Origin of the sequence: Pseudomonas sp. B6002 (assembly GCF_013385985.1) — a bacterium.
Taxonomy (GTDB): domain Bacteria; phylum Pseudomonadota; class Gammaproteobacteria; order Pseudomonadales; family Pseudomonadaceae; genus Aquipseudomonas.
Genome location: NZ_JACAOY010000017.1, coordinates 120,116 through 132,918, shown reverse-complemented (window position 1 = coordinate 132,918; position 12,803 = coordinate 120,116). Strand labels below are relative to the sequence as shown.

The 12,803-nt window shown below is 61.8% G+C and carries 11 protein-coding genes and 1 tRNA gene; 5 read left to right on the top strand and 7 right to left on the bottom strand.

Annotated elements, in window-relative coordinates; genetic code table 11:
- The 3 genes from HX792_RS22280 to HX792_RS22270 all read right to left on the bottom strand — a co-directional run.
- On the bottom strand, positions 1 to 844 hold an 844-nt coding region (locus HX792_RS22280), incomplete at its 3' end, for a ShlB/FhaC/HecB family hemolysin secretion/activation protein (protein WP_176998113.1).
- Positions 845 to 1,198: 354 nt separating this feature from the next.
- A tRNA-Asn gene (locus HX792_RS22275) sits at positions 1,199 to 1,274 on the bottom strand.
- Between the two features lie 60 nt (positions 1,275 to 1,334).
- A complete protein-coding gene (locus HX792_RS22270; protein ID WP_176998112.1) occupies positions 1,335 to 2,231 on the bottom strand; it encodes a LysR family transcriptional regulator in 897 nt (298 codons plus the stop codon).
- Positions 2,232 to 2,331: 100 nt separating this feature from the next.
- Between HX792_RS22270 and lldD the strand changes: the two genes are divergently transcribed.
- Positions 2,332 to 3,462 (top strand): FMN-dependent L-lactate dehydrogenase LldD, encoded by a 1,131-nt coding sequence (gene lldD, locus HX792_RS22265; protein WP_176998111.1) that lies wholly within the window; start codon positions 2,332 to 2,334, stop codon positions 3,460 to 3,462.
- On the opposite strand, the gene HX792_RS22260 is transcribed toward lldD, so the two are convergent.
- From HX792_RS22260 to HX792_RS22250, 3 genes are read right to left on the bottom strand one after another with little or no spacing between them, the layout of a single operon-like run.
- A complete protein-coding gene (locus HX792_RS22260; protein WP_176998110.1) occupies positions 3,459 to 4,691 on the bottom strand; it encodes a CaiB/BaiF CoA-transferase family protein in 1,233 nt (410 codons plus the stop codon). The two genes, lldD and HX792_RS22260, sit on opposite strands and share 4 nt — an antisense overlap.
- 26 nt (positions 4,692 to 4,717) lie before the next feature.
- On the bottom strand, positions 4,718 to 6,247 hold the full coding sequence (locus HX792_RS22255; protein WP_176998109.1) for a 3-hydroxyacyl-CoA dehydrogenase: 1,530 nt from the start codon (positions 6,245 to 6,247) through the stop codon (positions 4,718 to 4,720).
- 2 nt (positions 6,248 to 6,249) lie between these two features.
- A complete protein-coding gene (locus tag HX792_RS22250) occupies positions 6,250 to 7,035 on the bottom strand; it encodes an enoyl-CoA hydratase (RefSeq protein WP_176998108.1) in 786 nt (261 codons plus the stop codon).
- A gap of 262 nt (positions 7,036 to 7,297) precedes the next feature.
- Here HX792_RS22250 and HX792_RS22245 point away from each other — a divergent pair, with 262 nt between their 5' ends.
- The 4 genes from HX792_RS22245 to HX792_RS22230 all read left to right on the top strand — a co-directional run bounded on the left by HX792_RS22245 (position 7,298) and on the right by HX792_RS22230 (position 11,946).
- Entirely contained in the window at positions 7,298 to 8,155 is an 858-nt protein-coding gene (locus tag HX792_RS22245) for an IclR family transcriptional regulator (protein WP_176998107.1), read from the top strand.
- Positions 8,156 to 8,224: 69 nt separating this feature from the next.
- On the top strand, positions 8,225 to 9,379 hold the full coding sequence (locus tag HX792_RS22240) for an acyl-CoA dehydrogenase family protein (protein WP_176998106.1): 1,155 nt from the start codon (positions 8,225 to 8,227) through the stop codon (positions 9,377 to 9,379).
- 55 nt (positions 9,380 to 9,434) lie between these two features.
- Positions 9,435 to 10,709, top strand: a complete 1,275-nt coding sequence (locus HX792_RS22235; protein ID WP_176998105.1) for an MFS transporter — start codon at positions 9,435 to 9,437, stop codon at positions 10,707 to 10,709.
- Between the two features lie 307 nt (positions 10,710 to 11,016).
- Complete coding sequence (locus tag HX792_RS22230) at positions 11,017 to 11,946, top strand: GGDEF domain-containing protein (RefSeq protein WP_176998104.1); 930 nt, start codon at positions 11,017 to 11,019, stop codon at positions 11,944 to 11,946.
- A 22-nt stretch (positions 11,947 to 11,968) separates the two neighbouring features.
- On the opposite strand, the gene HX792_RS22225 is transcribed toward HX792_RS22230, so the two are convergent.
- Positions 11,969 to 12,742 carry a TenA family transcriptional regulator gene (locus tag HX792_RS22225; protein ID WP_218172755.1) on the bottom strand — a complete coding sequence of 258 codons (774 nt, stop codon included), beginning with the start codon at positions 12,740 to 12,742 and terminating at the stop codon, positions 11,969 to 11,971.
- Positions 12,743 to 12,803 lie beyond the last annotated feature (61 nt).

The following is a 12,803-nucleotide window of genomic DNA, read 5'->3' as shown; positions in this document are numbered from 1 at the left end:
GCGAGGTTTTCTGGTGGTCGCTCACCGCATCATGGCCGCCGCGCAGGGAGAGCTGGTCGGCCAGGCCGAGTGGGTTGTCCCAATCAAGGCTGGCGCCCCACTGCTGTTCGCCGGTGCTGCGTTGGCCACCGTTGTGGCGCGACAGGCCGACACGCCAGGGTTTCTGTGGGGCGTTCTTCACCAACACGTCGCTGCCGCCGACGGCCTTGCCGGGGGCCAATTCCATCTGCGCCTGGTTCGACGGCAGGCGGTTCAACTGGTCGACCATCTGCTCGATTTCACGCAGGTTGAGCAGGTCGCCGGGTTTGCCGGGGAAGGTCATGGTCAGTTGGCGATCGCTGATACCGCTGCCCTCTTCGCCCTTCATTCCTTCCAGGCGGCCTTCGATCACCTGCACCTTCAAGTTGCCACTGGAGAGGTCCTGTTGCGGCAGGTAGGCGCGGCTGGTGACCAGGCCTTTGCCCAGGTAATGATCGGTGATGACTTTGAGCAACTCGTTGAGCTGCGGCACGCCGAGGCATTGACCGATGTAGGGTTTGAGCAGGCTGTTGCGCTCGCTTTCGGACAACGCGTCGGCGCCGCTGAGTTCGATGGTGTTGATGGGGAAGCAGCGAGTGTCGGCAGGTGCTGATGGTTTGGCTGGTGCAGCGGTTTTGCCGGGCAGGTCTTTGAGTTCTTCGAGGCGGCGTTGCTGCTCTTCGAGCAGGCGGTCCTGGCGGTCGCGGATCAGGTCGGTGACGCCTGGTGCAGTCTGCGGGGGCGCGGCGTGAGCCATGCCGCTGATGCACAGGCAAAAAAAAGCGGACAGCAGGCTGAGCCTGGTCCGACGTACCGAACGCCACATGTTTAGATCCCTCTACGTGGCACTGTGCCATCAATGGGCGGCGATCTTAGGGTGGCGTTTTGATGGCGTCAACAAAATGTACAAATTTGTTTCGGCCTTGGTACTTAATCTGGACTGATAAAACCCAAGGCAAAAAAAACCTGCATTTCTGCAGGCTTTGATCTTTTTGGTTCGACGTCTTGGATGTACACATTACTAACTGTAGTGAGCGGGCTTGCCCCGCGCCGCGGTGCCTGAGACGCCACATGTCTACCTGACACAACGCAGCGCGGGGCAAGCCCGCTCACTACAAGCACGGAATTTTAGGCAAAAAAAAGCCTGCATCTCTGCAGGCTTCTTTTTTATATCGCTATCTGGCTCCACGACCTGGACTCGAACCAGGGACCCAATGATTAACAGTCATTTGCTCTACCAACTGAGCTATCGCGGAATGCGCCGTATGTTACTGATTAAAAAGGGGAAGTCAAGCTTTCTCTGGCAACTCGGTCGATTAATCCGGATGACCGGTTGAAAGCGGGTGTTCCCTGGCCAACTCCAGCCAAGCCAGCGCGGCCGGTGGCAGGTGGGCGCTGGCACGCCAGGCCAGGGCGATGTGCCAGTCGGTATGGGGTTCGTCCAGGGGGATCAGGGCGATGCCAGGGTGCTGATGTTTGTGGGCGAGCATGCGCGGCAGGAAGGCGACGCCCAGCCCGGCGGACACCAGGTCGACGATGAAGTCGATCTGCCCGCTGCGGGCGGTCACCCGGGGCGTGACACCTTTGCGCTCACAGGCGGCGAGGATCTTGGCGTTCAGGGCAAAACCGGCTTCGAACAGAATAAACGGTGAGTCTGCGAGGTCGGTGAAGTCGATGCGTGTGCGCTGCGCCAGCGGGTGGCTCACGGGCAGCACCGCCATCAACGGTTCATTGCGCACCGGCTGATAGTCGAAGCCTTCATCTATAGGTAACAAGAGCGCGGCCAGGTCGATCTCCCCCGCTTCCAGGCATTCGCGCAGTTTTTTGCTGCCGTATTCGGTGAGTTCGATTTCGATGTCCGGGTAGCGACTGCGGTAGGTGGCGAACATCGCCGCAAACAATACGCCGCAGCCCACCGGGGGCAAGCCGATGCGCAGCAGGCCGCGCTTGAGGTCGCGCAGGTCGTTGATTTCGGCGACCAGGTCGTTGCGCTCGGCGAGCAGCACCAGGGCGCGACGGTAGGCAATTTCGCCGGCAGCGGTGAGTTCGTTGCGGTGGCCCAGGCGATTGAGCAGCGGCACGCCCAGCTCGTCTTCCAAAGTCTTGACCGCCTTGCTCACCGTAGACTGGGTCAACGACACCACTTCAGCTGCCTGGGAGAAGCCGCCCTGGCGCACCACCTCGACAAAGGCGCGTAATGTTCTGAGGTTCATCAGTATTCCTTTCGCGACTGGCGACTAGCGATAAAAGTTGTTTTTATCATGCCAGAAGTTTGCCTATCCTGAGCCACCTTGCCTTGTGGAGCTACCGTTCATGATCATCTCATCCGCCTCCGACTACCGCGCGGCCGCCCAGCGCAAGCTGCCGCGCTTTCTGTTCGACTACATCGACGGCGGCGCCTACGCCGAACACACGCTGCGCGCGAACAGTTCGGACCTGGCCGAGATCAGCCTGCGCCAGCGCATCCTGCGCAACGTCGATAACCTGAGCCTCAAGACCACACTGTTCGGCCAGGAACTGGACATGCCGGTGATCCTCAGCCCCGTGGGCCTGACCGGCATGTATGCGCGACGCGGTGAAGTGCAGGCGGCGAAGGCGGCGGCGAACAAGGGCATTCCGTTCTGCCTGTCGACCGTGTCGGTGTGCCCGATTGAAGAGGTGGCGTCGCAAAGTGCCCGGGCGATCTGGTTCCAGCTCTATGTGCTCAAGGACCGCGGCTTCATGCGTAATGCGCTGGAGCGTGCGCAAGCGGCGGGCGTTACCACTCTGGTGTTTACCGTCGACATGCCGACCCCAGGCGCACGCTACCGGGATGCGCACTCGGGCATGTCCGGGCCGTTCGCGGCTTCGCGGCGCATGTTGCAGGCGGTCACCAAGCCGCAATGGGCCTTCGATGTGGGCGTGATGGGTCGCCCTCACGACCTGGGCAACATCTCCAAGTACCTGGGCAAACCTACGCACCTGGAAGACTACATCGGCTGGCTGGCGAACAATTTCGACGCGTCCATCAGCTGGAAAGACCTGGAGTGGATCCGTGATTTCTGGAAGGGCCCGATGATCATCAAGGGCATCCTCGATCCACAGGACGCCAAGGACGCGGTGAGTTTCGGCGCCGACGGCATTGTGGTGTCCAACCATGGCGGACGCCAGCTGGACGGCGTGCTGTCCACCGCCAAGGCCTTGCCGCCGATTGCCGACGTGGTCGGCGACGACCTCACGGTGCTGGTGGATTCGGGCATCCGCTCCGGGCTCGATGTGGTGCGCATGCTCGCCCTGGGTGCCAAGGCGTGCTTGCTGGGCCGTGCTACCGCCTACGCGCTGGCTGCCGATGGCCAGAGCGGCGTGGAAAACCTGCTGGACATCTTCGCCAAGGAGATGCGCGTGGCGATGACCCTTACCGGGGTCACCTCCATCGCGCAGATCGACCGCTCGACGCTGGTCTAACCCTGCTGCTCGACGATCCCACGGGCCTTGAGTTGGGCCAGTTGCTCGGCTGACAGGCCCAAGCGCTGCCCGAGGATGTCGTCGGTGTGTTGCCCCAGCCTCGGCGCCGGCCGCAGGTATTCAACCGGCGTGCCGGACATCTTGATCGGGCTGCCGACCATGGCGAAGTCCGGGTTCTGCGGGTGGGGGATCTTCACCATCAAATTGCGCGCAATCACCTGGGGCTCTTCCAGGGATTGGGCAATGGAGTTGATCGCCCCCACCGGCACTTTTGAAGCGTGAATGCAGGCCACCCATTCATCGGCGCTGCGCCCGAGGAAGTGCGCCGAGAGCAACGCCACGATCTCTTCACGGTGAGCCACGCGGTCGGCATTGCGGCGAAAGCGCGGGTCATCCGGCAAATGCGGCAAACCGATGCTCTGGCACAGGGCGATAAACTGGCTGTCGTTGCCGCAGGCAATAATGAAGTCGCGGTCGGCGGCGCGGAACACCTGGTACGGCACGATATTGGCGTGGGCATTGCCGTAGCGCTGCGGCACCTTGCCCGAGGCCAGGTAGTTCATGCTTTGGTTGGCCAAGGTGGCGACCTGCACATCCAGCAACGCCATATCAATGTATTGGCCGACGCCGGTGCGCTCGCGGCTGAGCAACGCGGCCTGGATCGCCACGGTGGAATACAGGCCGGTCATCAGGTCGGAAAACGCCACGCCGACTTTTTGCGGACCGCCGCCCGGCAAGTCATCACGCTCGCCAGTGATGCTCATCAAGCCGCCAATGCCCTGGATAATGAAGTCATAACCCGGCTCTTCGGCACGCGGGCCGGTCTGACCAAAACCGGTGATGGAGCAGTACACCAGGCGCGGGTTGATCTCGGCCAGGGTCGCGTAGTCCAGGCCGTAGCGCGCCAGGGAGCCGGCCTTGTAGTTCTCGATCAATACATCGGAACTGGCCGCCAGCGCCCGCACCAGCTCCTGACCTTCCGGGCTGGCCAGGTCGATGGCCACGGATAACTTGCCACGATTGGTCGACTGATAATACGACGCCTCGCCGGACGACTCGCCGCTGCCGGTCTTCATCCAGGGCGGGCCCCAGCCACGGGTGTCGTCACCACTTTGGGGGCGCTCGATCTTCACCACTTCCGCACCGAGGTCCGCCAACACTTGCCCACACCAGGGGCCGGCCAACACACGGCTTAAATCCAATACTCGCAAACCTGTCAAAGCACCCATTGTTCTTATCCTGTGAGGTTGGCAAATCAGCCGGCAGTCGGCTCTTCATGGCGCAGGGAAACGCCCAGCATCGCCCGCCGCCGCAGCCAGGGGCTGGGGCGGTAGCGCGGGTCGTGGGTGAGTTCGCTCATGCGCTGCAAAATCGTAAGGAGGCGCCGTGGCCCGAGTGCATCGCCCCAGGCTAGCGGCCCCTGTGGATAGCCCAGGCCCAGGTGCACCGCCTGGTCGATATCGTCGACGCTGGCGATGCGCTGCTGGGCAATATCGCAGGCCAGGTTGACCACCATCGCCAGGGTGCGCTGGGCGACAAAACCCACGCTGTCACCGATCACCGTTACCCCTGCCCCGTCTGCAGCGAACAGCGCATGGGCCGCGTCGCGCATGGCGGGGGATGTGAGCGGGTTTTGCATCAGGGTGCGATGGCGCGACAGGTCCGTCAGCAGGTCGATGCACAGGGTGCGCGCCGGGTCGGTATCAAAACGCACGCAGGCGCTGGTGGCGTCACGGCCGTACGGCGCCAGCAGGCACAGTGCCTGGGGCGAAGGCTGCGCGGCGTGTTCCAGATGGGCGCCGAGGTCGATCACCAGGGCGCTCAGGCGCTCGTAGTCGTCACTGTTCTCGGTGGCGATCCACACCGGTGGTGGCTGTTGCACCGTGGGCACCGGCTGAGGCAGCGGGCCATTGATGAGCTGGCCGTTCTCATAGTGATAGAAGCCCTGCCCCGCCTTGCGCCCCAGGCGGCCGCCTACCAGCATCTGCCGGGTCAGGGCCGATGGCCGGTAGCGCGGTTCCTGGTAGAACTGGTTGTAGATCGACTCCATCACCGGGTGGGACACATCCAGCCCGGTCAGGTCCAGCAACTCCAGCGGCCCCATGCGGAACCCGGCGCCGTCGCGCAGGATGCGGTCGATATCACCGCGCTCGGCAATGCCCTCGTCGAGCATCTTCAAGGCTTCGGTGCCGTAGGCGCGGCCGGCGTGGTTGACGATGAAACCGGGGGTGTCCTTGGCACGCACGCCGCGATGGCCGGTGCGTGCGACCAGCGCCAGCAGCGCATCGCCGACGGCAGGCGCGGTGGCCAGGCCGTCGATCACCTCCACGACACGCATCAACGGCACCGGGTTGAAGAAGTGCAGCCCGGCCACACGCTCGGGGTGCTGGCAACCGGCGGCAATGGCCGTGACCGACAGTGAAGAGGTGTTGGTGGCCAGGATGCAGGTCGGGCGGACGATGCCTTCCAGCTGTTGCAGCAGGCCGCGCTTGGCGTCGAGGTTTTCCACGATGGCTTCGACGATGAGGTCGCAATCCTTCAGTTCATCAACCACGCCAGCGACCTGCAGGTTGGCGAGTGCCGCGTCCATCGCCGCCTGGCTGATCTTGCCCTTGCCCACCAGCTTGGCGAAGGTCGCGCCGAGGTTTTCCCGTGCCGATTGCGCAGCGCCTTCACGCGCATCGAACAACCGCACCGTCACGCCCGCCTGAGCTGCAATTTGCGCGATGCCCGCGCCCATGACGCCGGTGCCCACCAAACCCAAGGTATTGATCGTGTGGCTCATGCTTATTCCCCCCGATAGTGCGGCGTGCGCTTCTCGAAGAACGCGGCGGCGCCCTCCTTCTGGTCCTTGGAGTCGAACAGCAATTGGAACGCCTTGCGCTCCAGCACCAGGGCGCTTTCCAGCGGCAAGTCGGCGCCGGCCAACATCACCTCCTTGATTTGCTCCACCGCCAAGGGCGGCAAGGCGGCGATCTGCGCGGCCAGTTCCAGGGCGCGAGGCAGTGTCTGGTGGTCGGGGACCATCTCGCTGAGCATGCCCATGGCCAGGGCTTCCGGCGCAGAGACCATGCAGCCGGTGAGCGCAATGCGCATCGCCTGGAATTTGCCCACCGCACGAATCAAACGTTGGGTCCCGCCCGCCCCTGGCATCAAGCCGAGCTTCACTTCCGGCTGGGCAAACCGCGCCGACTCGCCGGCCACAATCAGGTCGCAGTGCATCGCCAATTCGCACCCACCGCCCAGGGCAAACCCGTTGACCGCCGCAATCACCGGTTTGGGGCAGCGGCTGATGGCTTCCCACAGGTACTCGGTGTGGCGGCGGTACATATCGATTGCGCCTGCATTGGCGAACTCCTTGATGTCCGCGCCAGCGACGAAGAATTGCTCGCCACCGGTGAGCACGATGGCACGCACATCGCGGCGCTTGGCCAAGTCACGAAAGTGCTCGGCCAGTGCTTCGCGCACCTGGGCATTGAGGGCGTTCTTCACGTCGGGGCGGTGGATACGCACCACGGCCACGCCGTTATCCTGGACGTCGAGGGTCACCACGGATGGGTTTGCGCTGGTCACATTCACTCCTGCTGCAACGTTCTTGTTAGTTGGACCGCTATTAGTTTCGCTATGCGAAATAACATTCCGTATTTAGCGATAATCATAGGTATCGGCTCTGCGGGTGTAAACGTAAAAACTCGAACGCATTTGTAAATGGCCTATAAGCCTTTGTTTTTAAGGTTTTTATCAGTCACTGGAGCCGCACTTTAAAAATTTGCTTAGTTTCGCTGTGCGGAATACTATTTTGTTTTGTTGATTTTATAAAAAAATGAGGCTTACCATGCGCCGTCGAAACCTGGATGCGGACAGCACCGAAGTGCCTGCAGGCAACACCGCCTTCGAGCATGTGCTGATTGACCCCATGAACAGCGATGAGGAGGAAGACAAGGACCGCCAGTTCGTCACCGCCCTGGCGCGCGGCCTGGAACTGCTGCGCTGCTTCACGCCGAGCGAGAGTGTGCTGGGCAACCAGGAACTGGCGCGCAAGACCGGGCTGCCAAAGCCGACGATCACGCGGATGACCCACACCCTGATGCGCTTGGGTTACCTCAAGCAAATGCCGCAGTCGGGTCGGTATCAGCTGGACGTGGGCGTGATGGCCTTCGGTTACGCCATGTTGTCGAACCTGTCGGTACGGGCCGTGGCCCACCCGTTGATGGAGACCATGGCCAAGTACGCCCAGGCCGCCGTCGCGATGGCCACCCGGGACCGCCTCGATGCGGTGTACCTGGACGTGGTCCAGGGCGAAGCGAACATGACCATGCGCCGCCAGGTCGGTACGCGGTTGCCGTTGCACTTGAGTTCAGCAGGCCGCGCCTGCCTGGCAGCGATGCCGGAAAACGAGCGGGAGTTCATTCTCGACCACATCCGCCAGCGTCATCTGGAGGAGTGGCCAACCATCCGCAAGGGGCTGGAACGCGCCTTCCGGGACTACACCGACTTCGGCTATTGCATGTCGATCGGTGAGTGGCACCGCGATGTCAACGCCATCGCCGTACCGCTGCGACACGCACAACACGGCTTGCTGGCGTTCAACTGTGGCGGACCGAGTTTCCACCTCTCGCGGGAGAAACTCGAAGACGACATCGGCCCACGCCTCAAGCACATGGTGAACAACATCGAGGCCGCCACCCGCTAGCTGGACCGGTGCATGGCCTCGGCAGATCGACGATAACAGGCCCGCCAAACGGGCCGCTGAGGAATGCACATGATCCGAGACGCACAAACGCTTCATATCCTGGTGGACGCCATCGCGCAGTTCGTCGACGAAGCGCTGATCCCACGGGAAAACGAAGTCGCCGAGACCGATGAAATCCCGGCGGACATCGTCAGCCAGTTCCAGGACATGGGCCTGTTCGGCCTGACCATTCCCGAAGCCTACGGCGGCCTGGGCCTGACCATGGAAGAAGAGGTGACCATCGCCTTTGAACTGGGGCGCACCTCACCGGCGTTCCGTTCCTACTTCGGCACCAACAATGGCATCGGTTCCATCGGCATCCTGCTAGACGGCACCGACGCACAAAAAGAGCACTACCTGCCGTTGCTGGCCAGCGGCGATCTGCTCAGCTCGTTCTGCCTGACCGAACCCGATTCCGGCTCCGACGCCGCCTCGCTGAAAACCACCGCCGTGCGCGATGGCGACCACTACGTGATCAACGGCACCAAGCGCTTTATCACCAACGCACCCCACGCCGGCATTTTCACGGTGATGGCACGCACAGACTCGACGATCAAAGGCTCGGGTGGCATCAGCGCATTTATCGTTGAGCGTGACACCCCCGGCCTGTCCCTGGGCAAGCGCGACCACAAGATGGGCCAGCAAGGTGCCCACACCAGCGACGTGATTTTCGACAATGTGCGCGTACCCGTCAGCCAGTTGATCGGCGGCGTTGAAGGCGTGGGCTTCAAGACCGCCATGAAGGTGCTCGACAAGGGTCGCCTGCACATCGCCGCCGTCAGTGTCGGTGCTGCGGAACGCATGTTGAATGACGCCCTGCACTACGCCATCGAGCGCAAGCAGTTCGGCCAACCGATCGCCGAGTTCCAGTTAATCCAGGCGATGCTCGCCGACAGCAAGGCCGAGATCTACGCCGCCCGCTGCATGGTGCTGGACGCCGCGCGCAAGCGCGATGAAGGCCAGGACATCGGCACCGAAGCCTCGTGCTCGAAGATGTTCGCCACCGAAATGTGCGGCCGCGTCGCCGACCGCTGTGTGCAAATCCATGGCGGCGCCGGCTACATCAGCGAATACGCCATCGAACGGTTCTACCGGGATGTGCGCTTGTTCCGCCTGTATGAGGGCACGACGCAGATCCAGCAGTTGGTGATTGCCCGCAACATGATTCGCGCGGCGCAACGCTAGGTTTCACCGCTTCACCCATACCCAATGCCCTAACAACTACAAACAAGGTATCGCTATGGAAGTCGCCGCATCGGCGGGCGCGTTGTCGCCTGCAAAAAGCAAACTGTGGATTGTTGTGTTCGCCTTCTGCTTCCTCGGCCTGTTGATCGATGGTGCAGACCTGATGTTGCTGTCTTACAGCCTCAGCAGCCTCAAGGCTGAGTTTGGCCTGACCAGCGTCGAGGCTGGCAGCCTGGGCAGCTTCACCCTGGCGGGCATGGCCATCGGTGGGATCTACGGCGGCTGGGCCTGCGACCGTTTCGGCCGGGTGAAAACCGTGGTGTGGAGCATCGTGCTGTTCTCTGTCGGCACGGCGGTGCTGGGCATGACCCACAGTTATTGGCAGTTCGCGAGCACACGTTTTTTCGCCTCCCTGGGCCTGGGCGCCCTCTACGTGGCGTGCAATACCCTGATGGCCGAATACGTCCCGACACGCTATCGCACCACCGTACTCGGCACCCTGCAGGCCGGTTGGTCGGTGGGTTACATCGTCGCCACCCTGCTGGCAGGCTGGATCCTGCCTGAGCACGGCTGGCGCTGGTTGTTCTACGTGGCGATCATCCCGGTGATCCTGGCGGTGCTGATGCAACGCCTGGTACCAGAACCCCAGGCCTGGATCACCGCCCAGGCCGAGCGCGCCAAAGAGAAAGCCAACGGCAAGCGCCAGGCCACACAGAAAAAGCCCGACGGCATGTTCAAGCTGATCTTCAGCGACCCGAAAGCCAGCCGCATGTTTCTGCTGTGGGCGCTCACCGCAGGCTTCCTGCAGTTCGGCTACTACGGCGTGAACAACTGGATGCCGTCCTACCTGGAAAGCGAATTGGGGATGAACTTCAAATCGATGACCAGCTACATGGTCGGCACTTATGCCGCGATGATTTTCGGCAAGATCCTCGCCGGCCTTGCGGCAGATCGTTTAGGCCGCCGCACCGTGTTCGCCTTCGGCGCCCTGGGCACGGCGATCTTCCTGCCCGTGATCGTGTTGTATCAAAGCCCCGAGAACATCCTGTGGATGCTGGTAGTGTTCGGCTTCCTGTACGGGATTCCCTACGGTGTGAACGCTACCTACATGACAGAAAGCTTCGAGGCGAAATTTCGCGGTTCGGCAGTGGGCGGCGCCTACAACATCGGGCGTATTGGCGCAGCAGTGGCGCCGGCGGCCATCGGTTTCCTGGCGTCCCACGGCTCCATCGGCATGGGCTTCCTGGTGATGGGCGGTGCGTACTTTATTTGTGGTGTGATCCCCGCATTGTTTATTCGCGATAAACAGTTCGATCCCCAAAAACAGTAAGGCCGCCCGCTTAGTTGCCAAATAACTGGCGTCACCATTCAGCGGCTGTTTTCAAGGTTGGAAACAGTCGCTTGATTTATAAGGCGTTTTATTTCAGAGAAACGATTTGGCATGAATCTCGCTCTAACCTTTTCCAAGCAGGTTAAGCGATGACAAGACGTGCGGCAGTACCCAGGGGTTATAACCCTTGGCAAAGCGGTTTAAACTGTTTCCAATGTTTTACGGAACTGAAGGAACAGTAAGACGCTTGGCACTCGCCACTCTCATCGAGCCTGTAAGACAGTAAGTGCTTAGAGGCCGATCGCTTATGAAAACACCGACCCAGACTCACGCAATTGACTTCGACAGTGCCAAATTGCAACGCCTGGGCTTTGGTCAGCCTTCCCTCCTCCCCATTCGCCGCCCTGCGTCGATCGCTCAACTGCGCCAGCAATTGGGCCTGCACTTGCAAACCAGCCTGGAGCCGGAGCGCATCCTCGGCCTGTTTTTCCGCGAGATCCAACGCCTTGTCCCTTTGGACGCCCTGCATTATCGCCACGAAGCCAGCGACCTGCGCCTGGAGTTCGGCCATCGCGGCCATCACTCGGTGAGCTACACCTTGAGCCATGAAGGCGAGCACCTGGGCGAGCTGATCTTCCGTCGCAACCAGCGCCTGGTCGAAGAAGAACTCGGGCAGCTCGAATCGTTGTTGGCCACCTTGCTGTACCCCATGCGCAACGCCCTGCTCTACCGCGCCGCCACCCGCAGCGCCCTGCGCGACCCCTTGACCGAAACCGGCAACCGCATCGCCATGGACCAGACCCTGCAACGGGAAATCGACATGGCACGTCGGCATCTGAGCCCGCTGTCTTTGCTGATGCTGGACATCGACCACTTCAAGAAAATCAACGACACCCACGGCCATGCTGCCGGCGATAACGTGCTGCGCGCCGTGGCTGGCGCGATCAAAAGCCAGTTGCGCAATGTGGACATGGTGTTTCGGTTTGGCGGGGAAGAGTTTCTGATCCTGCTGTCGAACACCGGCCGGGAAGCGGCGGCGATGGTCGGTGAGCGCCTGCGCCAGGCGGCACAAGCCCAGGATTATTGGGCGGACGGTACGCGGATCGAATTGACGGTGAGCCTGGGTTGCTCGACCTTGTTGGCAGCAGAGACCGCTGACAGCTTGTTGCGCCGCGCCGACAACGCGCTGTACGTGGCCAAGCGCGAAGGCCGCAACCGCTTGGCAATGGCGGGGTAAGCACCCCGCCATCACGCTTACATCACGCTTCGCTGGCCACGCGCGCCTGACGCTCGCGAACGGCTACGGGCGTCTTTTCCTTTTCTTTCTCCAGGCGCATGCAGCTCTCCAGGAAGAGGTACATGTAGTCGTAGCTCTTGCACACCGCCTGGCGCAACTCCACCTGCAGGGCCTTGCTCGGGTTCATCCCGGCCAGGGTGCAGATGATTTCCAGCGCTTCCCACGGGTGGGCATCGTCGTACTGGGCGTGCATCTTCAGCCACTTCATTGCACGCTTGCGGTCTTCCTCAGGGAAGGCTGCCGCGTACACACCGGTGGAACACACCACGGCGGACCACTCCCCAGTGGCCCCCTCAATGGCGTAGTTGGTCGCGGCAATCGCCACGATCAACGCATCGGCCGAGCTGGTGTGCCAGCACCAATGGCTCAATGCGTGCAACTCAGGCGGTACATTCTGCGCCTGCAGTTCTTCGAGGCTGACACCATGTGCCCGCGCCCAATGCACCCAATAATCAGCGTGGTTCAGTTCCACGCGAATATTGCGCATCAGCCACCGGCGCGCCATATCCTCCCCAGGATGGCGGGCAAACTTGGTCTTGGTGAGGTTCTGTGCCATGTACAAGGCAAACTGTTCCACCACGGGCCAGCCACCGATCAGGTAGTGGCGCATGGTCTTGGCGCTGAGCGTGTTGTCGCGCATGCGCTGGTACAGTTCGTGCTCGACAACTCGGCGCTTGCTCTCGCTACAGTCCTGGATCAATTGCTGCGCCCAGGCGGGGTAACTCGAGGCTTCCATAAGCGGGCCGGTTCTGTTGAATGTGTCGATCACTGTAGGGCTCCTTTTTAAGTGTGATAGT

Bases quoted from the DNA above. Each gene is read 5' to 3' on its own strand.
- HX792_RS22230 (WP_176998104.1), top strand. From the start codon at position 11,017: ATGAAAACACCGACCCAGACTCACGCAATTGACTTCGACAGTGCCAAA.
- HX792_RS22240 (WP_176998106.1), top strand. From the start codon at position 8,225: ATGATCCGAGACGCACAAACGCTTCATATCCTGGTGGACGCCATCGCG.
- lldD (WP_176998111.1), top strand. From the start codon at position 2,332: ATGATCATCTCATCCGCCTCCGACTACCGCGCGGCCGCCCAGCGCAAG.
- HX792_RS22225 (WP_218172755.1), bottom strand. From the start codon at position 12,742: ATGGAAGCCTCGAGTTACCCCGCCTGGGCGCAGCAATTGATCCAGGAC.
- HX792_RS22260 (WP_176998110.1), bottom strand. From the start codon at position 4,691: ATGGGTGCTTTGACAGGTTTGCGAGTATTGGATTTAAGCCGTGTGTTG.
- HX792_RS22255 (WP_176998109.1), bottom strand. From the start codon at position 6,247: ATGAGCCACACGATCAATACCTTGGGTTTGGTGGGCACCGGCGTCATG.
- HX792_RS22235 (WP_176998105.1), top strand. From the start codon at position 9,435: ATGGAAGTCGCCGCATCGGCGGGCGCGTTGTCGCCTGCAAAAAGCAAA.
- HX792_RS22245 (WP_176998107.1), top strand. From the start codon at position 7,298: ATGCGCCGTCGAAACCTGGATGCGGACAGCACCGAAGTGCCTGCAGGC.
- HX792_RS22270 (WP_176998112.1), bottom strand. From the start codon at position 2,231: ATGAACCTCAGAACATTACGCGCCTTTGTCGAGGTGGTGCGCCAGGGC.